Consider the following 21,227-nt stretch of genomic DNA (forward strand, 5'->3'; position numbering starts at 1 on the left):
AACTACTTCGGCTCTTCCATCATCTTCGGAACTTCGAAGGTGCCGGCCTTGATCTCCGCCCGCTTGGCTTCCATCGCGGCCTCCGCCTCGGCAGGCGCAACACCCTTGACGAAGACGATATCGCTGCCGCCTTCCTTCATCAGGCCGTAAGACGTGTAGTTCCTGCCGACCGGTTTGCCGGCAGCGACATCGGCGATCGCGGCATTGAGGATCGGGCGGAAATACCACATGGCGTTGGCAAACACCGTATCGGGATAACGCGGCGTGTAATCGACCAGCGAGCCGACCGACTTGATGCCGCGTTCCTTGGCGGCATCGGCCGTGCCGATGCGCTCGCCGAACAGGATGTCGGCGCCGGCGTCGATCTGGGCAAGGCCGGCCTCGCGGGCCTTCGGGGGATCGAAGAAGGTGCCGATGAACGAGACCAGGTGCTTTGCGTCGGGATTGACAGCCTTGACGCCCGCGGCAAAGGCGTTGATCAGCATGTTGACCTCGGGGATCGGAATGGCGCCGACCGAACCGACGACATTCGACTTGGTCATCTTGCCCGCGAGCATGCCGGCCAGATAGGCGCCGTCATGATTCCACGTGCCGAAGACACCGAAATTGTCGCCGGCCTGCTCGCCGCTCGAACCCAGCACGAAAGCGGTCTCGGGATAGTCTGCCGCGACCTGCCGGGCCTCCTTCTCCACCGCATAGGCCTCGCCGATAATCAGCTTGTTGCCCTGTTCGGCATATTCGCGCATGGCGCGCGGATAATCGGTGCCGGAGACACCTTCGGAAAAGACATATTCGATGACGCCTTCCTTGGCAGCGTCCTGGAGGGCCTTGTGAAGACAGGAATTCCAAGCGTTTTCGACTGGCGACGCATGAATGCCGGCAACTTTCAGCGGGGCGGCGGCCCTTGCGAGCGGGGCGAGGCTGCTCACTCCGAGCGCAATGCCCGATGCGATCACTGCCCGGCGTGAAATCAGGATGTCTTTGGTCATCGATTGCTCCCCTTTTTTACCATCTGGTTCAAAAATCATAGTAGCGCCTAAAAATGTGTCAAGGAGAGAAGAGGCTTAAAAATCAGGCTGATGGGCCCCGGCGCTCTTTCACTGTACGCCGATTTTTCCGGCTTGCTGATGGCGTCGCGACTTGGCGCAAGTAACGCGGTGTGGCAGGCTGCAGCCCCGTTACCGCCGCGCTTTCCGGTTGAGATTCTTCACTTCAAGAAGCGCGACCTTCGCTTCGGGGCGACAAGGCTCGGACCGGATCTGCAGGGCTTGGCGCGGCGGCATGGGCAGGGTATGCAGAAGGCAATTGGGCTGGGGAAACAATAAATGGGTGAAGAAGAGGACGCCTCGCGGCGGCCGATCGCGAGCCGGTCGTCGTCCTGGGCGATCGGCATGAGCGCGTGGCTGGCACGCACCGGTGTGACGCCGAACAGCATTTCGCTCTTCTCGATCCTGTTTGCCGGCTTCGGCGCGGCGCTGATCCTGCTCACGACCCATCCAATCGCCATGATCGGCGCGGCTTTCTCGGTGCAGCTGCGGCTCGTCTGCAATCTGCTCGACGGGATGGTCGCGATCGAAGGCGGCAAGAAAACCAAAAGCGGGGCGATCTACAATGAATTCCCCGATCGGGTCGCCGACAGCCTGCTGCTCGTGGCGGCTGGTTATGCCTGCGGCTTTCCCTGGCTCGGCTGGCTGGCCGCGCTGCTTGCCGCACTCACCGCCTATATCAGGGTCTTCGGAGGATCGGTCGGCCTTGCCCAGGACTTCAGCGGCATCATGGCCAAGCAGCGCCGCATGGCGGTGCTGACGGCCGGCCTCGTTGCGCAGAGTGTGGAGACGCTGGTCTCCGCCAGCCATTGGTCGCTGATCCTGAGCTCAGCCATCATCGCGACCGGCAGCCTCGTCACCTGCATCACCCGTACGATAACGCTTTCCCATTCGCTGGAGAGACTATGACCGCGCTTGTCCGTCGGCTCCTTGTGTTGTTCGTCCGTATCATGGTTGGCGCCCGAAGCGAATGGCGGGGCTGCACGCCCGACACGCGCCGCCGCATCTATTTCGCCAATCACAACAGCCATGTTGATACGGTGGCCGTCATGGCCGCCCTGCCGTATCAGGTGCGGCGGCTGACCCATCCGGTTGCAGCGCGCGACTATTGGGGTACGAGCGCCTTTCGCCGTTTCATCGCGGAGAAGGGCCTTCGCGCCGTCCTGATCGACCGCAAGCCTCTGCCGGACAGCAACCCGCTGGAGCCGCTCGAGCGCCTGCTCGAGGAAGGGCGTTCGATCCTGATTTTTCCCGAGGGGACGAGAAGCTCTACCGATGAGATCGCCCCGTTTCGCAGCGGCATCTATCGCCTTGCCTGCCGCTTCCCGGATGTCGATCTTGTGCCGATCCATCTCGACAATCTGCAGCGCATCCTGCCCAAGGGAAGCTGGCTCATCGTGCCGATCACCTGCACGGCGCGCTTCGGCAAGCCGCTGCGCGTCGAACCAGGCGAAGGCAAGGACGCCTTCCTGGCCCGCGCCCGCGCCGCGATCGTCGAACTGGCAGACGGAGGGCGCACCGCATGACCAGTCTTTTCTCTATCGTCCTTGCCGCGATCCTCGGCCTGCTCGCCGTCGCCTCCGCCATCGGTTTCATCCTGCAGCGGCGCGCGACCGAACCCGGGTCTGTCGCCACCGTCCAGAACCTCAATGCCCGCATCCGCTCCTGGTGGATCATGGTCGCGGTCTTCGGCGGCGCGATCCTGCTCGGCGATACGGCGGTGGTCATCCTGTTCGCATTCCTGTCCTTCATGGCGCTGCGCGAATTCTGGACGCTGACGCCATCACGGCGCGGCGACCACCTGGCGCTGTTCCTGTCCTTCTTCGTCGTCCTGCCGCTGCACTATGTGCTGCTCGGAACGCTATGGTACGGCCTCTTTTCCATCTTCATCCCGGTCTATGCCTTCCTGACACTGCCGGCGGTGGCGACGCTGACCGGCGACGTCAACGAGTTCCTGGCGCGGACCGCCAGGGTGCAATGGGGACTGATGCTGACGGTTTATGCGATCAGTCATGCGCCCGCACTGCTGATGCTTGAGACCGGAACGCCGCCGGCGCTTCTTCTCGTCTATCTCGTCATCGTCGTGCAACTCAGCGACGTCTTCCAGTATGTGTGGGGCAAGCTTCTCGGAAAACATCGGTTCTCGCCGAATATCAGCCCATCGAAGACGCTCGAAGGCCTGATCGGCGGCGGCGCCTCGGCCATCCTCGTCGGAACGCTGCTCTATCGCCTGACGCCGTTCTCACCCCTGCAGGCGGCTGCCATCAGCACGGTCATCGTCGTCGCCGGCTTCTTCGGCGGCTTCGTGCTCTCGGCCATCAAGCGCGATCTCAACGCCAAGGACTGGGGTTATGTGATCGAGGGCCATGGCGGCGTGCTCGATCGTCTCGACTCCATCACCTTCGCCGCGCCGCTGTTCTTCCACATCGTCCGCTACTGGTTCACCGCCTGAGGATATCCGCCGCATGCGGCCGGTTGCTCAAAACCGGTCCATGTCCTCAAGGCTTTCGATGAGCCGTTGCTGAACCTCCCGCTCTTGCCGCTCGATTGCCGTCACCAGCTTGCTCATCGTTCCCCGCAAGGTGTGCAGTTGGTCGAGCAGATCCATGACGACATCGACCCCGGCTTCGTTGACGCCCATATTGCCCATGAGATCGAGGATGAGCCGGCCGCGGGCGACGTCGGCCTCGCGAAACTGCCGTCCTTCGCCTGACATCGCCGGGACAAGCCAGCCCCGTTCGACCCAGAAGTCGAGCTGGACGACATCGATTTTCAAGCAAAGACGGAACTCATGATCATCCATGATCAGGCCTCCATGTTCTTCCTCGGATCGTATGGATTTGCCGCCGCCCATTCCTTCACCAGGGAGGTCAGCCGTTCGTCCGGATTATCGGGCAGCACGATCTTCAAGGAGACATAGACATCGCCGTGTCCGCCACCGCGTTTTGGAACGCCCTTGCCCCTGAGACGCAGGACCTTGCCCGTATTCGAGTGCGGAGGCAGCGTCACGTTGACAGGTCCCGACGGTGTCGGGACGCGGACCTTGCCGCCGAGCACCGCCTCGCCCAGCGAGATCGGCAGTTCCAGGCGGATGTCGTCGCCGTCGCGGGTGAAGAAGCGGTGAGGGGCCACACGGATCTCGATCAGGGCGTCGCCCGGCGGGCCGCCGCCAATGCCCGGTTCGCCTTTGCCACGCAGGCGCAAGGTCTGGCCGTCGCGGGTTCCGGGCGGGATCTGCACGTCGAGCTGCGGCCCATCCGGCAGCTTGATCTCGGTCCTGGTGCCGTTGACGGCCTCGAGAAAATCGACCTCCATGGAGAAACGCCGATCCTGGCCTTGGCTGCGCATCCTGCCGCCGCCGGTGCGGCGGGAAAAGAAATTGGCAAAAGTGTTGTCGATATCGGCGAAATCGGCAAAGCCGGAATTGTTGCGGTAGGGATCATTGGGCCCGCTCGCCGAGGCATAGTCGCGGTAATAGCTGCGCTGCGCCCGCTCGGCGCCCGTCATATCGATCTCGCCGCGGTCGAATCGTCCCCGCTTCTGTTCGTCGCTCAAAATCTCGTAAGCGGTCGAAATATCCTTGAATCGGTCCTCGGCCTTTTTGTCGCCGGGGTTAAGGTCGGGGTGAAGCTTCTTGGCGAGCTTGCGGAACGCGCTCTGAATCTCCTTCTGCGTCGCATCCCGCTTCACGCCCAGAAGCTCGTAGGGATCCTGGCTCATACATATCTCCGGTCGGGCAGTCCATACTGCTGGTTGGCTTGTCACTGATATAGGTTGCCGGTCCGCGGCCGGGGAGGGGCAGCCCACGCGGCGCATCAAGCCGGTGGCCCTGTGATCGACGGAAACTTGCCAGAGGTCAAAGCAGGGCAGCGTCTTCGGCCTGCAGCGCGGAGCCCTCATGTACCTGGGCTAAACGCCGATCGACGAGAACCGAGCATCCCGCATGTCGCACCACCTTCTCGACGATCGAGGAGAAGACATAGTCGGTGATATCGGGCACGTGGGATGACAGCAGAATGAGATCGGCCGCTCTCTCCCTTGCCGCCGACACCAGCAGGGAGGCGGCGGCGCCGATGCGAACCTCGATCATCACAGGGATTCCCAACTCCTTGCAGAGCGACACAAGCTTCTTTTCGGCGTCGACAATGGCGGCCGTTTCCGATTCCTCGGGAATGCCGGTCAGACGGCGCTGCGGGACATTCTCGATGACATGCATAACGAGGATGGTTCCGCCTTCGTCCACAAGCGCCGCGGCCCGGCGCAGCAGACGGTTTGCCGTCTGCCTCGAACCCATGCCGATGCCGCAGATGATCATGCGATACATTGAATCAATATCCTCGGATGCGAGCCATTTCCGTGATCTTACCTCTATCGAGGCCGCCTGCTTTGACCAAAGTCAAGTCGGAATGCCGCTCGTGCATTCTGACGCCCTGTCGCAGTTGACGGCGGTCCGATCGGCGATAGCTCTCATGCCATGTCGTCGTCACTACAGAGGTTTCACATGCCGAATTTCGCAATCATCGGAGCGGGCGCTATGGGAAGCGCTGTCGCCAAACGGCTGATCGACCATGGCGCCACGGTGCTGACTTGCCTCGAAGGCCGGAGCGAGCAGACGATCGCGCGCGCCAAGACAGCCGGCATGGTGCCGGTTGGACGCCAGGCGCTGGCGGAAGCCGAGCTGATCCTGTCGATCGTTCCGCCGGCGGAAGCGATCGGTGTCGCCGAATTCGTCGCGCAGATATCGTCGGGAATGCCGGCGCCGCCGCCCTTTATCGACCTCAACGCGATCGCGCCGAAGACCATGCAGGCCCTGGCGGCGCGGTTCGATGGCAGCCGGATAGACGTTCTCGACGGCGCCATCATCGGCGGGCCGCCGGTTCCCGGCAAATCAGGGCCGGCCATCTATATCAGCGGCGATAGCGCGCAGCGAAGCAGGCTGCTCGAAGATTACGGCTTGCTGGTCCGCAGGCTCGATGGGCCACTCGGCGCGGCTTCGGCGCTGAAGATGTGTTATGCCGGCATCAACAAGGGCTTTATCGGCCTCGGCGCCGCAATGCTGCTGGCCGCATCCCGCTCGGGCGCTGCCGAAAGCCTGAAGGCCGAACTCGCCGAGAGCCTTCCCGACGTTGACCGCAAGCTGTCGAAATCCATTCCCGACATGTATCCGAAAGCCTATCGCTGGGTTGCCGAAATGCAGGAGATCGCCGACTTCCTTGGAGAGGACGATCCGGCGGCAGGAATCTTTCGCGGCATGGCGGAGGTCTTCTCCAGGCTGGCCGACGACGTCAAGGGCAGCCGCCGCGTGCTGGTCAGACAGCTGGACGAGATCCTTGGCTTCCCGGAAACCGCCGGTGCGATGGTCATGCCCTGACCGCTTTTGCTGCTGGCGCCCCACCTCGGAGGCGCCGGCAGCTGGCGTGGCCAAGCCGCGCCTAAATCTTTACGAAATCCTCGACCTGTGCCCGGATCGCGACTTCGGTCGGCAACCGCTCCATCGAACTTGCGCCGTAAAAGCCGTTGCATCCCTTGCAGCGGGCGAGCACGTAAGCGGCATCCGCAGGCATGGAGATCGGCCCGCCATGGCAGAGCACGATGACGTCGTCGCGCACGGATCTGGCGGCATCCGTCCATGCGTTGATCTTCTCCACGCATCCGTCGAGCGTCAGCGCCGTTTCGGCGCCGATCGCGCCCCCCGTGGTCAAGCCGAGATGGCAGACGACGATATCGGCGCCGGCCCGGGTCATGGCAATGGCGTCCTCGGCACTGAAGACATAGGGCGTCGTCAGCATGTCCTTGGCGTTGGCGCGGGCGATGATATCGATCTCGAGATCGAAGCCCATGCCGGTTTCTTCGAGATTGGCGCGGAAGGTGCCATCGATCAGCCCGACGGTGGGAAAGTTCTGGATGCCGGCAAAACCCATCGCCTTCAACTCGTCGAGGAAGAAATCGGGCAGCATGAAGGGATCGGTGCCGTTGACGCCGGCCAGCACCGGCGTGTGTCGCACGACCGGCAGAACCTCGCGGCCCATCTCTTTGACGATTTCATTGGCATTGCCATAGGCGAGCAGGCCTGCCAGCGAGCCGCGCCCGGCCATGCGGTAACGACCGGAATTGTAGATCACGATCAGATCGATGCCGCCGGCCTCCTCGCTCTTGGCCGAAAGGCCGGTGCCAGCGCCGCCGCCGATGATCGGCCGGCCCTCGGAGATCTTGCGGCGAAGCTTGTTCAAAATGTCGTTCCTACGGGTCAAAACTCTCTCCTCAGGCATGGATGTCATGGAAATTGGCAACGAGTGCGGCGGCGAATTCCGGGGTGTTGATATGGGCGTCGACCTCGACAAGACGTCTGTTTTCCGCCTCCCGCCAGCCGGCGCGGATGGCTGAAAACAGCGCCGCATCGGCGTCCGGGTCGTGGAAGGGCTGACCGGCCGCATCGATCGCCGAAACACCCTGCAGCGGCAACAGGAAGCGGACCGGCCCCTGCATCCGGTTCAGCCGTTCGACGATGAAAGCGCCAATCCGGCGATTTTCTTCCGGCGTGGTGCGCATCAGCGTCACCTGCGCATTGTGGACATGCAGCTTCCGATCTCGGAAAGGCGCGGGCACGGTTTCCCGCGCACCGAAATTCACCATGTCGACGGCGCCGACCGAGCCGACATAGGGCAGGCCGGTGCGGATGATGGCGCCGAAACGATCCTCGGTCGCTGGGAAGACGCCGCCGACAAGGAGATCCGGAACCTCTGTCGTCGTCACATCGATCACGCCTTGAAGCAGACCGGAATCGGCAAGTTTCTCCATCGACCGGCCGCCGACGCCGGTCGCATGGAAGACGTAGATCTCGTGCGTATCGCCGAGCATCTCGCGCACCTCAGTGACACAGGGGGTCGTGACGCCGAACATGGTCATGCCGATGCCCGGCCGATCATCGTTCGAGGCGGGGATGGGATTGCGGGCCATGCCGGCCACGGCGTTCGCCGCATTGCCGATCACCCGGCGCGAAATCGCGTTCAGGCCGGCGACATCGACGACCGAATACATCATGGTGAGATCGTTCGGCCCGACATAGGGCGCGACATTGCCGGAGGCGACCGTCGAGACCATCAGTTTCGGCAGGCCGATGGGAAGCGCGCGCATCGCTTCCGTGACGAGCGCAGTATTGCCGGTACCACCGAGGCCGAGAACGGCGCCGATGTCGCTGCGTGATGTCAGGAATGCCGTCAGCGCCTTGGCCATGGCCGAAACCGCCGCTCCCCGATCGGTCTGCCCCAGCACGGCCGCCGCGCCCTCGGGATGAAATTCGGCCACTTCCCGCGCCCGGATATCGGCGCAGGCATCCTCCCCGAGCGTGCCGACATCCACCAGCACGGCATCGGCGCCGGCCGACAGAACCACCTCCTTGGCGTAATTCAGTTCCGCGCTCTTGGTGTCGCAGGTGCCGACAATATAGACATATCCCATTGTTTTTCCTCCTCTTTTCAAACTTTCACTGCGAGCTTTCGATAAAATTCCTGTTTTTGTATTTTTCATATTGTATATTCTTTCGCATATTGCATACTTAAATTCTCAACGCCAGACGGAAATGGAAACCATGAACGCACCGCGCCACCTCACCCTTCGCGAGCGGATCTACGAGGAAATCGTTCGGCTGATCGTCTCGGGCGAGCTGCCGAGCGGTGTGTCGATCGACGAAAAGGAGCTGACGGACCGCCTGCAGGTCAGCCGCACGCCATTCCGGGAGGCGATCGGCACGCTCGCCAAGGAAGGGCTGATCGAGATCAAACCCTATCGCGGATTCTTCGTGCGCAGCTTCACGCCGAAAGAGATCGACGACCTCTATAATCTGCGCAAGACGCTCGAATGCTTCGCCGTCGAGCTCGCCGTTCCTGAGATGAGCGACCGGCATATCGCAAACTTCGAGCGTATCCTGGATGAGGCCGTGGCCGCATTGCGCCGCGGCGACATGGAAACCTACGGCATTCGCGACAAGGAATTCCACGAGACCATCGCCGAGCTTTCGGGAAGCGCGCCGCTGATCGAAACGCTGGCGCGGCTTGCACTGCAGATTCAGATCTGCCGCTCGATCGCCAATGAGAGCCGTGATCTGGCCGAAAGGGCGGCCGAGGAGCGCGATCAGATCCTGCAGGCTTTCAGGGCGCGCGACATCGGCCGCGCCAAGGCGCTGATGCACGCGCATATCAGCGATGTCCAGCAGGCCGTCATGGCGCGCTTTCAGAAGGGTTAGCCGAAGGACATGAGGGAGAGGGAGGTCTCCTTCAGCAACCGAAAAACATGGGCCGAGGAGCGGTCCGGAGGAGGGAACAATGCTGAAATTTCTTGCCCGCAGCACCGCACTGGCGGCGATGATCGCCGCAAGCGCGCTGGCGGCACATGCCGAAACCCTGAAAATGTGGGGGCCCGAGCAGATCACCGAGCCGCTGGTCGCGCAACTCTGGAACGGTATCAAGGCCGATTTCGAAAAGGCCAATCCCGGTGTGACCGTCGAATTCATGCCGCCGACTGGCACGATCAGCAACGGCGCGGTGCAGGCGGCGATCCAGTCGGATGCCGGACCGGACGTGATCCTCACCAATTCGGGCATCGGCCGCATCAGCGTCGTCAAGAATGCCAAGCAGGTTGTCCCGCTCACCGAGCAATATGAAAAACGCGGCTGGAAGGACAAGATCTATCCCTGGCTCTACACCGAGCTGAAGGGCCAGTTCGGCGGCGAGATCTATGAGGTTCCCGATGGGCTCGATGCGCTCGGCATCTGGTACCACAAGGACATTTTCGCGCAGGCCGGCTGGAAGATCCCCGCGACCTGGAGCGAATTCGAAACGCTGATGAAGTCGATCGAGGAGACCGGCCTGCAGCCGATCGCCATCGGCCCGCGCACCTCAGGCAGCGCCGGCCATCTCTTCGGCAACCTGCTGCAATCGGCGAGCGGCAAGGAGGTGATCGGCAAGGCGCTGCGCCGCGAGATTGCCTGGGACGATCCGTCCGTCGCCGCCGGCGCCATCCGGCTGCAGAAGCTGGTCGAGGCAGGCGACATCAAGAAGGAAATGGCCGGCCTTGATCTCGACGGCGCCTCACGCCTCTGGTTCAACAAGCGCGCCGCCATGTTCGTCGCCGGCCCCTGGTTCACCGCCAATGCCCGCAAGGCCGGCTATGACCTGACGAATGCCGGCTATGCGCCGATGCCCTCCGACATCAAGGGCGCCGCGATGCCGACCGGCGGTGTCGGATGGAGCTGGCTGATCCCCGTCAACTCCAGGCAGCCGGAACTCGCGATGAAGTGGATCGACTTCATGCTGTCGGATGCCGTGATGAAGAAACGCGCCCAGGACCCGGCAAGCACGATGATCTATCCGCGCGAAATCCCGGGCCTCGAACCGCCGACCCCTGTCCTGAAAGAGATCTTCGCGGCCGCTGCCGGTGGCGTCGGCTATAATCCGAGCGTCTATCTGCCCGGGCCGGTGCTCGACACATATTTCCAGGTCATCCAGGGCCTGATCTCCGGCCAGATCGGCGGCGAGGACGGCATGAAGCAGATCCAGACGAAGATGGCAGAGGCGAAATAGTGGCCATCCCCGAAACGTCAGGCAGCAAGGTCGCGGCTCCTCTCAGCACGACACCTGCCGCGGCAGGACATACGGGCGGTACATTCGCCCGTATGTCGAAACCCAGGGCGGCCAGGTCCGTCTCAGCCGATGGCGATACCGGCACCGCATACTGGCTCATGGCGCCGGCGCTCGCGCTCTACGCCGTCTTCACCCTGCTGCCGATCGCCGCGACTTTCTGGCTGAGTTTTAACAGCTCGGCCGGCTTCAACACCTCCGCGAGCTTCGTCGGCTTCGGCAATTACGCGAAGGCGGCGCATGACCCGATCGTCTGGAAGAGCCTCGTCCACACCTTCGTCTGGCTCGCCTACCATCTGGTGATGGCAGGCGGGCTCGGCCTTCTGCTGGCGCTCGCGGTCAGCAGGCTGCGTTTCACCCAGGTCTTCTTCCGCACCGCCTTCTTCCTGCCGCATCTGGTGTCGCTGGCAGTGGTCGGCGTCATCTGGGCCAATATCTACGATCCGTTTTTCGGCCTCCTGAACACGGCCCTGACGCTGATCGGGCTCGGCGCCTTCACGCAAGGCTGGCTTTCCGATCCGGCTCTGGTGCTGTTTTCCGTCAATGTCGCGAGCTCGTGGCAGGGGTTTGGCCTCTACATGCTGCTCTTCATCGCCGGGCTGCAGAATATCGACCGCTCGCTCTACGACGCGGCGGAGGTGGACGGCGCCAATGCCTTCCAGCAGCTGATTTATGTGACGCTGCCGGGGCTTCGCGAGGTAATGACCTTCGTTGTCTCGCTGGCGATGATCAACGGTCTGAAGGGCTTTGCGACGGTCTTCGTCATGACCAATGGCGGCCCCTTCTATCAGAGCGAACTGATCACGACCTATATCTACCGGCTCGCCTTCCAGTCCCAGGATCACGGGCTCGCGGCGGTGCTCTGCATCCTGCTCAGCCTGCTGGCAATCGTCATTACCATCGTCTTCAACCGCTGGCGCGCGAGGCTTTCGCAATGAGTATGCGTAATCGCGAATGGCCCGTGGCGCTGGCACTGACGCCTGTCTTGATCCTGATCCTCGCCCCCTTCGTCTGGCTGCTGATATCAAGTTTCAAGACCGAGGCCGAGATCGGCCAAGCCGATCCCTTCACCTGGCCCGCCGACCTGATGTGGCAGAATTATCTCGATGCCTGGCAGATCGGCGGCTTCGGCGATCTCGTCGGCAACAGCCTCATCAACCTCGTCGGCGTCGTCATCCTGTCGCTGCTCACCTGCGCGCCTGCCGGCTATGCGCTGGCCAAGATCCGCTTTCCCGGCCGCGAATGGCTGTTCTACACCTTCATCCTCGGCCTCACCGTGCCCGTCCAGGCGATCGTCATTCCGCTCTATCAGGTGCTCTTCGGGCTCGACCTCGTCAACACGCTGGCTGGTATCGTGCTGGTGCAGGTGAGCAACGGCATTCCCTTCGGCATCTTCCTGATGCGGAGTTTCTTCGTCGGCGTGCCCGATGATCTGATCGAGGCCGCCAAGATCGACGGCGCCTCGCCTATCCAGATCCTCACCAAGATCTTTCTGCCGATCTCCACGCCGGCGGTGCAGGCGCTCGTCATCATCAGCGCGCTCTCCACCTGGAACGATTTTTTCCTGCCGCTGATCGTGCTGATCAGTCCGGAAGTGCAGACGCTGCCACTCGGGCTGGTGCGTTTTGCCAGCACCTATGCCTCCGATTACCGCCTGGTCTTCTCAGGCACCGTCATTTCGTTCCTGCCGATCATTCTTCTCTACATCCTGATGCAGCGCCGTTTCACCGAAGGGCTGACGCAAGGGGCAATTAAGGGCTGACCATGTCGCATCACGTCCAGCGGGAAATCCGCTACAATTTCGAATTCGATCACCGCATCAAGGCCTGTTTTATCGGCGCCGGCGGCCATGCCTACCGCAATATCTACCCGGCGCTGCGGTATGCGCCGGTCGAGCTCACCGGCATCTGCGATCTCGACCTCGGCCGCGCCGACAAATTCGCCAAGCTCTTCGGCGCCGGCAAAGCCTACACCGATCACCGCGACATGCTGGAGCAGGAAAAGCCGGAACTGGTCTTTCTCGTCACCGCCTACCATCCCGACGGCCGGGTGCAGGCAACGGATCTGGCGCTCGATGCGCTCGCCGCGGGCGCGCATGTCTGGATGGAAAAACCGACCGCCGCGACCATGGAAGACATCGATAGGCTGCGGGCGGCCAGTGCCGCGGCCGGCCGCATGGTGATGACCGGTCTCAAGAAGACCTTCTTCCCGACGATCGAGAAGCTCAGGGATCTGATCGGTTCGCCCGGTTTCGGCCGGCTGACCTCGATCAATGTCCGCTATCCCCAGAGCCTGCCGAGCCCCGAGGACCGCGCCGATCTCGTCAGGATGCAGAGCTTCCTCGATCACATTTATCATCCGGGGGCGATCCTCAATTTCCTCGGCGGCGAGATCGAACGCGCGAGCTACGAATGGGAAGCGCTGTCGGGGGCGACTGTCACCAGCCTGCGCTTCCGCTGCGGCGCGATCGGCACGCTGCACCTGGCCGCCGGCCAATCCGGCGGCAGCATCTTCGAGCGGATCGAGATCATCGGCGAGGGCGCCAATGCGATTGTCGAAAACGGCAGCCGGCTGACCTATTTCCGCAAGGCGGACCTGCCGTCCTATGGCCGCGCCGCAAGCTTCATCCAGCCGGATGAGAACGCCGCACTTATCTACGAGCCGGAGCATTCGCTCGGCCAGCTCTACAATAACAACCTCTTCTATCTCGGCTATGTGCCCGAAATCCTGCATCTGACGGATGCGATCCTCGCCGGTACCTCAATCAGCCGGGGCACGCTGGAAATCGCCCGCGAGATCATGAAGCTCTTCGACTTTTATAGACGCGCGGATGCGGGCGTCACCACCCATTTCTGAACAGGGAAGACGGCCTTGACCGAGACAGATGTCATTTTCAGGAAAGCCGGCGGCGAATTCATGCCGACTAGCTGGGGCGAACTCAACTGGAAGATCACCGGCGACGGCACGCCCGGCGCCGAGATGACCTTCGGCACCTGCCGCATCAATCCCGGCGAGCGCAACCAGCTGCATTCCCATCCCGATTGCGAGGAGATTCTCTATGTTGTTTCCGGCCATTGCGAACACAAGCTCGGCGACGCGCTTTACCGGCTCGAAGCCGGCGATGCCATCCGCATTCCCCGCAATGTCCGTCACTGGGCCCGTGCCCTCGGTGCCGAACCGCTCTTTGCCCTGATCATGTTCTCCTCCGGCACCAGGACGGCTATCAATCATGAAGGCGAGAGGGCGGCCTGAGCTAACGGGGGAAATATATTGCGCCGATTGCGCTTCACCACATCTGACCATTGGCATGCCGGCAATGAACCTGCCCAAGGGCCATCTGCTTTCGGCCGTGATGGGCAGGCGTCTTGCCGAAGCGGAGCCCTGAGACGGCCATTCTCCTGCATTTGCTAATATTCTGACGATTGTGTGAAGCCGCCGCGACACCTCTGACAAACCGCGTCGCCTCTGCTATGTCAGGAAAAATGCGGTGGCCAGCCGATGGCTGCCGCTCTGTCCGATCAATGCCAGGAGTTTGAAAGATGAGCGGTTCTTCCGATTATATACCCCCGAAAGTCTGGACCTGGAACAAGGCGAATGGCGGCCAGTTCGCCAACATCAATCGTCCGATTGCAGGGCCGACGCATGAGAAGGAGCTTCCGATCGGCCGTCATCCGCTCCAGCTCTATTCGCTCGGCACGCCGAACGGCCAAAAGGTCACGATTATGCTCGAGGAACTGCTGGCGCTTGGCCATAGCGGTGCCGAATATGACGCCTGGCTGATCCGGATCGGCGATGGCGACCAGTTCGGAAGCGATTTCGTCAAGATCAATCCCAACTCCAAGATCCCGGCGTTGATGGACCGCAGCGGCGAAAAGCCCATCCGCGTCTTCGAATCCGGCGCCATCCTCACTTATCTCGCCGAGAAATTCGGCGCTTTCCTGCCGACTGAGCCAAGCGAGCGCGCCGAATGCCTGTCGTGGCTATTCTGGCAGATGGGAAGTGCCCCCTACCTCGGCGGCGGCTTCGGCCATTTCTACGCCTATGCGCCAACGAAGATCGAATATGCGATCGACCGCTTCGCCATGGAGGTGAAGCGCCAGCTCGACGTGCTCGATCGCCGCCTGGCCGAAAGCAAATATGTGGCGGGCAGCCAGTACACCATTGCCGACATTGCCATTTGGCCATGGTATGGCGGCTTGGTGAAAGGCTGGACCTATGGTGCAGCCGAGTTCCTGCAAGTCGAGGACTATAAGAACGTCGAGCGCTGGGCCGACCTCATCCACAGCCGTCCGGCCGTACAGCGCGGCCGGATGGTGAACCGTCTTTCCGGCGAACCTTCGAGCCAGTTGCACGAGCGTCACGAGGCCAGCGACTTCGACACGAGAACGCAGGACAAGCTCGCGGCCGCCGAGTAACCAAGCTGCCCCAGCCACTTGCCGCAGCAACAAATGAAGCTCCGCCGCCTTTACGGCGACGGAGCATTGATGCTGGCGGAACTCAATTCTTGACCGTATCCTCCAGGAAGAAGCGGCCGAGCGGGTTCTGGTAGAAGTTCTCGATATTCTTGCGCGAAACGTTGATATAGGGGCTGTAGTAAAGATCGATCCAGTTGACGTCGTCCTTAGCCATCTTCTGCAGATCAACATACATCGCTTCGCGCTTCTTCGGGTCGAGCTCGAGGCGAGCCTTGGCGACCAGCTCCTTCACCGCCTCGTTCTTGTAGTTCGTCAGGTAGTTGTTGTTGGAATCGTGGCCGAGAACGAAGGTGGTCTTCTGGTCCGGATCGAGAATGTCATTCGTCCAATAGTTGACCGAGATGTCGTAGTCGCCGGCAACCGTCATGTCCCATTCCTGGCTCGGATCGACCTTCTGTAGGTTGGCGGTAATGCCGGCTTTCTGCAGCTGCTGCTGAACCAGGACGGCCGTCTGCTCGTCGACTTCGTCGCCGGCGCGCACCAGATAGTTGAGCGTCAGGTCGGATGCGCCGGCGGCCGCCAGCATCTCCTTGGCCTTGGCGGGATCATAAGGCCGCTGCAGATTGTCGGCGTAATAATAGAGCGCACCCTTCGGAATGTAGGAATTGGCGACGGTGCCCTGGCCGAAGGTGACGGTATCGACGATCGCCTTTTTGTCGATCGCAAGATCCAGCGCCTGGCGGACTTCCTTCTTGCCGAGCGCGCCATGCGCATGGTTGATCAGCAAATGATCCTCACGCGTCGAGGCGTCGATAGCGACTTTGAGGTTAGGATCCTTCTTCAGTTCCTCGACCCGGGAGAAGGGCACGAAGATCGCTGCATCCAGCTCGCCGGCCTGGACGTTCAGCATGCGGGTATTGTCGTCGGGCACCGAGATCCATTCGACGCCGTCGAGCTTGACGCGGTCGGCCTGCCAGAAATTCGGGTTCTTCTTCAGGATGATCCGGTCGCCGCGCCGCCATTCCTCGATCACGAAGGCGCCGGATGCGATCGGCTTTTCACCGTAGGCATCCGCCCCCAGCGATTCCATGCCCTTCTTGGAGATGACGGAGGCGTTCGGCAGCGCCAGCGTCGACAGGAACGGCGCGGACGGGTTCTTGAGCTTGATCGTCAGCGTATGCGCGTCGGTGGCCACCGCCGTATCGATCACCTTGTAGGAATCGCTCCAGAGCGAAGCAGGGTCGTCGCGAATCCGCAGCAGGCTGTAAGCGGCGTCTTCCGCCGTCAGCGGCGAACCGTCCGAGAATTTAGTGTCGCGAATCTTGAACGTGTAGGTCAGGCCGTCATCCGCGGCCGTCCAGCTTTCGGCAAGACCGGGCTCCAGCTTCGTGCCTGTCTTGTCGACGCGGATCAGCACGTCGTAGACGTTTGAGAATACCCAGTTGTCGATGTTCTGGGCTGTTTTGATCGGATCGAACGTCGTCGAATCCTCGCGGCGGCCGATGGTGAGTACACCGGCGGCGTCGGCATAGCTTGCGCTGAGCGCCAGGCCGGCGAGCAAGGCTGCGAGCCCGATTGATTTCCACCTGTTTGTCATGAGTTCGTTCCCTTCGTTGTTATGGCATGCGTTTGATGGGCTGGATCGGTATCGATTGCAGATCCTCCTTGCCGCCGGCGCCCTGCAGCAGCGGCTTGTCGGGATCGATGTCGGGAATGGCGGCGATCAGCGCCGCCGTATAGGCATGCCTAGGCCGCGCGAACACCTCTTCGCAGCGGCCTTCCTCGACGATCTCGCCGCGATACAGGACGACCACGCGTTCGCAGAGATTGCGGACGATCGCGAGATCATGGGCAATGAAGATCAGGGTCAGGTTCATTTTCGCGGTGAGTTCGCGGAAGAGCTGGATGATCTGCGCCTGAATGGTCACGTCGAGAGCGGCGACGCATTCATCGGCAATGATCATTTTCGGGTCGACGGCGAGCGCCCGGGCGATGCCGGCACGCTGGCACTGGCCGCCGCTCATGCTGCGCGGTTTGCGGCCGGCAAATTCGCGTTCGAGGCCGACGAGATCGAGCAAAGCGTCGATCCGCGCCGGGATATCCGCCTTGGCCACCTTGCCCTGCACTTGGAGGACCTCGGCAAGCATCTGACCGATCGTCAATCGCGGATTGAGAGCGTTATAGGGGTCCTGGAAAACCATCGCCGTTTCGCGCCTGAGTTTTGCCAGGCCCGCGCCCTTCTGCAGCGCCAGATCGACGCCCTCGAAGGTGACATGACCGGAGGAAAGGGGTGTAAGGCCAAGCACGGCGCGGGCAAGCGTGCTCTTACCGCTGCCGGATTCACCGACGATGCCGACCGTCTCCCCGGCCATGATCTGCAGGCTGACGCCGGAAACCGCGCTGACCGTCTTGGCGCCGCCCTTCAGCAGGCCGCCGCCGGCTCTGAACTGCACATGGAGATCGTCGATTTCAAGCAGTGGTCGCGCCGTCTGGTTGGCGACCGCAACCTCGGGCGACGACGTGGGAGTCTCGGCTGACATCGAAGGATGGCTGTCGATTAGGCTGACTGTATAGGGATGCTGCGGCCGTGCCAGGATCGCCCGCTTCGGCCCCGCTTCAATCAGCTTGCCGCCGCGCATCACGGCAATGCGGTCGCAGGTCTGTGCGACGATGCCAAGATCATGGGTAATGAGAATGATCGACAGTCCGCGCCGGTCGCGAATGTCGATCAGCAGCCGCAGGATCTGTGCCTGGATGGTTACATCGAGCGCCGTCGTCGGCTCGTCGGCAATCAGGATCTTCGGGTTGCAGGACAAAGCCACGCCGATCATCGCCCGCTGCCGCATGCCGCCGGAAAATTCGTGCGGATAGCTGTCGTACTGACGCTTCGGATCGGGGAAGCCGACCTGCGCCAGGATATCCGTCGCAGCGGTGCGGGCCTCGCGGGCGCCGAGCCCCTCGTGATAGCGGATGCCCTCGGCGATCTGCTCGCCGACCCGCATCACCGGGTCGAGATGGCTGGTCGGGTTCTGGAAGATCATGCCGATCTCGCCGCCGCGCACCTTCAGCATTTCGCCGTCGTCGACCCGCATGAGGTCGCGTCCTTCGAGCAACACGGATCCGCTTTCGATCTTCAGGAGCGACGAGGGCAGCAACCGCACCAGGGAGCGGCAGAGCAGGCTCTTGCCCGAACCGCTCTCGCCGACGAGACCGAGGACCTCACCCTTGCCGAGATCGAGCGACACCGCGTCGAGCAGCGTGCGTGGACCGGGTTCGGCATGCGCCCTGACAGTCAGATCGCGGACGGAAAGCAGCGAGCCGCTCATTCGTGCACCCCCAGCAATTCGCCGAGAGCATCGCCCAGCATGCTGAAACCAAAGGCGAGGCAGACGATGGAGAGGCCGGGAAACAGGGTGATCCACCAGGCGGTGGTGATGAAACTCTGCCCTTCCGCAACCATCACGCCCCATTCGGCGATCGGCGGCTGTACGCCGAGACCGAGATAGCTGACGGCGGCGCCGCTGAGCAGCACCAGCGTCGCGTCCGACATTGAAAAGACGATCGACCCGGCGATCGCGTTCGGCAGCAGGTGGCGGAACATGATGCGTGGGCGGCTGAAGCCGAGGCTGACGGCGGCAACGGCGTAGTCGCTGCTTTTCAGCACCAGCATCTGCGCCCGGATCAGCCGCGCATAGGACACCCAGCCGACCAGCGCCATCGATATGTAGAAGCTGCCGAGGCCGGGACCAAGGATCGCGATGATCGACAGCATCAGCACGAGAAAGGGGAAGGCGAGGATGATATCGACTAAGCGCATGAACAGGGCGTCGATGATACCGCCGAAGAAGCCGGCGACCGTGCCGACTGTCGTGCCGATCAGAAAGGGGAAGATGACGCCGATCAGCGCCATCTGCAGGTCGATGCGCGCGCCCCAGATGACGCGGGACAGGATATCGCGGCCGAAATTGTCGGTGCCGAACGGGTGAAGCAATGACGGCGCCTGCAGCCGCACTTCGGCATTCTGTATGATCGGGTCATAGGGCGCGATGATGGGCGCGCCGACTGCCAGCAGGACGAAAAACAGCAGCAGGCCGGCACCGACGGCAAGCATCAGCCGCCGGCGGAAAAACCGGCGCCAGCCGGGCGATGCAGGCACGATCGACTCGACGCTCATAACTTCACCCTCGGATCGACGGCGACAGTGACGATGTCGGCGATGAAATTGATGAACACCGTGGCGCAGGCAAAGACCATGGCGACGCCCTGAACCACCATGTAGTCGCGCGAAAAGATCGCCCTGACAAGCAGTTGTCCCATGCCGGGCAGCGCAAAGACGCTCTCGACCACCACCGTGCCGCCGATCAGCCAGCCGATATTGACGGCAAGCAGGTTGATCGTCGGCACCAGCGAATTCGGCAGCACATGCCGCCAGAAGACGATGCCTTCCGGCATGCCGCGGGCGCGCGCCGCCGTTGCGACGTCCGACTTCAGCGCTTCGATCATCGCCGCCCGCAGGCTTCGCGTCAAAACGGTCGAGAGCGACAGCGCCACCGTCAGGCTCGGCAGCACAAGATGGGAAAGCTTGTCGCCGATGGTCGCGCCGTAGCCCGAAACCGGCAGCATGCCGAGCTCGACACTGAAGAGGATGATCAGCATCAGTCCCAGCCAGAAGGGAGGAAAACCGATGCCGAAGGTCGAGACGATGCGCACCGCATGGTCCGACGCGCGGCCGGCATTGCGTGCGGCGATTGCCGCCAGCGGCACCGCGATCAGCACCGACAGCACGACGCTGGAGGCGACGAGCGCCAGCGTCGGCTCGATGCGGGTGACGATCAGCTTCAGCACGTCGACTTTATAGAGGATCGACTTGCCCATCTCGCCATTGGCGAGGTTCTTGAGGAAGTAGAGATATTGCAGCCACATCGGCTGATCGAGGCCATATTGGGCGCGGATGCTGGCAAGGGCTGCCGGCGTCGCGCGCGTGCCGAGGATGTTGCGCGCGGGATCACCGGGGATCAGGCGGACCAGAATGAAAGTGATGACGCTGATGCCGAAAATGACGGGCAGGAACTGCAACGGTCGCGTCAGAACGAATTTATAGCGATGCATGATGGCGATCGCCCCTTTGACTTCGTCGGCTCCGGTCCGCTCCCTCTTGCATCAGCCTGCCTCGTGCCGGGCCAGAAAATCGAGAAGCGCCGGATAAAAATCCTGCGGGTTTTCATAGAAGGGCATATGGCTGGCATTGGCAAACACCCTGAGCTCGGCATTCGGCAGCGCCAGCTTCATCCTCAGCGCGCAGGCCGGTGTCAGCTCGTCATGCTCTCCCGCGGTGATCAGCACCGGCAGCGTCAGCCGCGGCAGATCGGCAATGCGGTTCCAGTCCTTGAGGTTGCCGATATAGAGAAACTCGTTCGGCCCCTGCATCGTCTCATAGGGCGCCATATTCCAGTCGTCGAGCGAGCGGCGGACCGGCGCCGGCCATTCCTGAAGACGGCAGACATGGCGGTAGTTGAGGATGGTGACGGCGGCGAGATATTCGGGATGATTATAGGTGCCTTGCGCCTCGTGCTTCTGCATCATCGAGACGGTTTCGGGACCGAGTGCCGCGCGCAGCCGCTCCAGTTCCGAGATCAGATGCGGCATGTCGGCGACGGTATCCTCGAGAATCAGGGTCTTGAGGTTCTGAGCGTAAGTCAGCGCATATTCGATCGCCAGCCACCCGCCCCAGGAATGGCCGAGCATGTGGACTTTGCCGAGCCCCAGCGCCTTGCGCACCGTTTCCGTCTCTTCGACATAACGGCCGATCGTCCAGAGCGAGGGATCGTCCGGCCGGTCGGAAGCGCCGGTGCCGAGCTGGTCGAAAGCGATAACACGATAACCTTTTTCGACGAGACAGGAATGCGCCTCGCGCAGATAATCGCAGGGCAGACCCGGCCCGCCGTTCAGGCAGAAAATCGTCTCGCTGCCGGTCCCGAAACTGTAGGCAACGACGCGATAGCCATCGACATCGATCTCGAATCGCTCGTCCGGCTGTATTTCACGCCACATTGACCGCTCCGGCAGAAGGTTTCACTTGCTCAATATTTGGGCGTGGTTAATTTTTTACCGGAAATCGCGTTCCGTGCCAG

At 62.2% G+C, this 21,227-nt stretch carries 22 protein-coding genes; 11 read left to right on the forward strand and 11 right to left on the reverse strand.

The window, feature by feature from the left end:
* Positions 1 to 2: 2 nt before the first annotated feature.
* Positions 3 to 989 (reverse strand): BMP family protein, encoded by a 987-nt coding sequence (locus EFD56_RS25390; protein WP_004674459.1) that lies wholly within the window; start codon positions 987 to 989, stop codon positions 3 to 5.
* Positions 990 to 1,325: 336 nt separating this feature from the next.
* Here EFD56_RS25390 and EFD56_RS25395 point away from each other — a divergent pair, with 336 nt between their 5' ends.
* From EFD56_RS25395 to EFD56_RS25405, 3 genes are read left to right on the forward strand one after another with little or no spacing between them, the layout of a single operon-like run.
* Positions 1,326 to 1,955: a CDP-alcohol phosphatidyltransferase family protein gene (locus EFD56_RS25395; RefSeq protein WP_012489775.1), complete on the forward strand. Its 630-nt coding sequence runs from the start codon at positions 1,326 to 1,328 to the stop codon at positions 1,953 to 1,955.
* Positions 1,952 to 2,572 carry a lysophospholipid acyltransferase family protein gene (locus tag EFD56_RS25400; RefSeq protein ID WP_012489776.1) on the forward strand — a complete coding sequence of 207 codons (621 nt, stop codon included), beginning with the start codon at positions 1,952 to 1,954 and terminating at the stop codon, positions 2,570 to 2,572. The genes EFD56_RS25395 and EFD56_RS25400 overlap by 4 nt, the downstream gene beginning before the upstream one ends.
* Positions 2,569 to 3,498: a phosphatidate cytidylyltransferase gene (locus tag EFD56_RS25405; protein ID WP_016735555.1), complete on the forward strand. Its 930-nt coding sequence runs from the start codon at positions 2,569 to 2,571 to the stop codon at positions 3,496 to 3,498. Before EFD56_RS25400 ends, EFD56_RS25405 begins: the two co-directional genes overlap by 4 nt.
* A 27-nt stretch (positions 3,499 to 3,525) precedes the next feature.
* Here EFD56_RS25405 and EFD56_RS25410 read toward each other — a convergent pair whose 3' ends face one another.
* From EFD56_RS25410 to EFD56_RS25420, 3 genes are all read right to left on the reverse strand, one after another.
* Complete coding sequence (locus tag EFD56_RS25410; RefSeq protein WP_126906611.1) at positions 3,526 to 3,849, reverse strand: chaperone modulator CbpM; 324 nt, start codon at positions 3,847 to 3,849, stop codon at positions 3,526 to 3,528.
* Between the two features lie 2 nt (positions 3,850 to 3,851).
* Positions 3,852 to 4,766 carry a DnaJ C-terminal domain-containing protein gene (locus EFD56_RS25415; RefSeq protein WP_037146076.1) on the reverse strand — a complete coding sequence of 305 codons (915 nt, stop codon included), beginning with the start codon at positions 4,764 to 4,766 and terminating at the stop codon, positions 3,852 to 3,854.
* A gap of 136 nt (positions 4,767 to 4,902) precedes the next feature.
* On the reverse strand, positions 4,903 to 5,370 hold the full coding sequence (locus EFD56_RS25420; RefSeq protein ID WP_004677327.1) for a universal stress protein: 468 nt from the start codon (positions 5,368 to 5,370) through the stop codon (positions 4,903 to 4,905).
* Between the two features lie 177 nt (positions 5,371 to 5,547).
* Between EFD56_RS25420 and EFD56_RS25425 the strand changes: the two genes are divergently transcribed.
* Entirely contained in the window at positions 5,548 to 6,417 is an 870-nt protein-coding gene (locus EFD56_RS25425) for an NAD(P)-dependent oxidoreductase (protein ID WP_012489781.1), read from the forward strand.
* Positions 6,418 to 6,478: 61 nt separating this feature from the next.
* On the opposite strand, the gene EFD56_RS25430 is transcribed toward EFD56_RS25425, so the two are convergent.
* On the reverse strand, positions 6,479 to 7,324 hold the full coding sequence (locus tag EFD56_RS25430) for a phosphoenolpyruvate hydrolase family protein (RefSeq protein ID WP_404817007.1): 846 nt from the start codon (positions 7,322 to 7,324) through the stop codon (positions 6,479 to 6,481).
* Entirely contained in the window at positions 7,308 to 8,504 is a 1,197-nt protein-coding gene (locus tag EFD56_RS25435; protein ID WP_126906612.1) for a Tm-1-like ATP-binding domain-containing protein, read from the reverse strand. The genes EFD56_RS25430 and EFD56_RS25435 overlap by 17 nt, the downstream gene beginning before the upstream one ends.
* 130 nt (positions 8,505 to 8,634) lie before the next feature.
* Between EFD56_RS25435 and EFD56_RS25440 the strand changes: the two genes are divergently transcribed.
* The 7 genes from EFD56_RS25440 (at position 8,635) to yghU (ending at position 15,096) form a co-directional block, all read left to right on the forward strand.
* A complete protein-coding gene (locus EFD56_RS25440) occupies positions 8,635 to 9,288 on the forward strand; it encodes a GntR family transcriptional regulator (RefSeq protein WP_004677318.1) in 654 nt (217 codons plus the stop codon).
* Between the two features lie 79 nt (positions 9,289 to 9,367).
* Positions 9,368 to 10,624 carry an ABC transporter substrate-binding protein gene (locus tag EFD56_RS25445; RefSeq protein ID WP_010025356.1) on the forward strand — a complete coding sequence of 419 codons (1,257 nt, stop codon included), beginning with the start codon at positions 9,368 to 9,370 and terminating at the stop codon, positions 10,622 to 10,624.
* Positions 10,624 to 11,619 carry a carbohydrate ABC transporter permease gene (locus EFD56_RS25450; protein WP_126906613.1) on the forward strand — a complete coding sequence of 332 codons (996 nt, stop codon included), beginning with the start codon at positions 10,624 to 10,626 and terminating at the stop codon, positions 11,617 to 11,619. The genes EFD56_RS25445 and EFD56_RS25450 overlap by 1 nt, the downstream gene beginning before the upstream one ends.
* Positions 11,616 to 12,443 carry a carbohydrate ABC transporter permease gene (locus EFD56_RS25455; protein WP_010025352.1) on the forward strand — a complete coding sequence of 276 codons (828 nt, stop codon included), beginning with the start codon at positions 11,616 to 11,618 and terminating at the stop codon, positions 12,441 to 12,443. The genes EFD56_RS25450 and EFD56_RS25455 overlap by 4 nt, the downstream gene beginning before the upstream one ends.
* A gap of 2 nt (positions 12,444 to 12,445) precedes the next feature.
* Positions 12,446 to 13,537, forward strand: coding sequence for a Gfo/Idh/MocA family protein (locus EFD56_RS25460; protein ID WP_012489786.1), 1,092 nt, complete (start codon positions 12,446 to 12,448; stop codon positions 13,535 to 13,537).
* A 15-nt stretch (positions 13,538 to 13,552) separates the two neighbouring features.
* On the forward strand, positions 13,553 to 13,933 hold the full coding sequence (locus tag EFD56_RS25465) for a cupin domain-containing protein (RefSeq protein ID WP_012489787.1): 381 nt from the start codon (positions 13,553 to 13,555) through the stop codon (positions 13,931 to 13,933).
* 287 nt (positions 13,934 to 14,220) lie between these two features.
* Complete coding sequence (gene yghU, locus EFD56_RS25470) at positions 14,221 to 15,096, forward strand: glutathione-dependent disulfide-bond oxidoreductase (RefSeq protein WP_126906614.1); 876 nt, start codon at positions 14,221 to 14,223, stop codon at positions 15,094 to 15,096.
* Between the two features lie 82 nt (positions 15,097 to 15,178).
* Here yghU and EFD56_RS25475 read toward each other — a convergent pair whose 3' ends face one another.
* Genes EFD56_RS25475 through EFD56_RS25495 form a run of 5 tightly spaced genes read right to left on the reverse strand, consistent with a single transcriptional unit; the run spans position 15,179 to position 21,147 of the window.
* A complete protein-coding gene (locus tag EFD56_RS25475; protein ID WP_126906615.1) occupies positions 15,179 to 16,693 on the reverse strand; it encodes an ABC transporter substrate-binding protein in 1,515 nt (504 codons plus the stop codon).
* 19 nt (positions 16,694 to 16,712) lie between these two features.
* On the reverse strand, positions 16,713 to 18,422 hold the full coding sequence (locus EFD56_RS25480) for a dipeptide ABC transporter ATP-binding protein (protein WP_126906616.1): 1,710 nt from the start codon (positions 18,420 to 18,422) through the stop codon (positions 16,713 to 16,715).
* Complete coding sequence (locus tag EFD56_RS25485) at positions 18,419 to 19,270, reverse strand: ABC transporter permease (RefSeq protein ID WP_126906617.1); 852 nt, start codon at positions 19,268 to 19,270, stop codon at positions 18,419 to 18,421. The genes EFD56_RS25480 and EFD56_RS25485 overlap by 4 nt, the downstream gene beginning before the upstream one ends.
* The gene (locus EFD56_RS25490) at positions 19,267 to 20,205 is read right to left on the reverse strand and encodes an ABC transporter permease (protein ID WP_004677300.1); all 939 of its coding nucleotides are present in this window, start codon (positions 20,203 to 20,205) and stop codon (positions 19,267 to 19,269) included. Before EFD56_RS25490 ends, EFD56_RS25485 begins: the two co-directional genes overlap by 4 nt.
* Before the next feature lie 51 nt (positions 20,206 to 20,256).
* Entirely contained in the window at positions 20,257 to 21,147 is an 891-nt protein-coding gene (locus EFD56_RS25495; protein ID WP_126906618.1) for a proline iminopeptidase-family hydrolase, read from the reverse strand.
* Positions 21,148 to 21,227 lie beyond the last annotated feature (80 nt).

The organism is Rhizobium phaseoli, assembly GCF_003985125.1.
GTDB lineage: Bacteria > Pseudomonadota > Alphaproteobacteria > Rhizobiales > Rhizobiaceae > Rhizobium > Rhizobium phaseoli.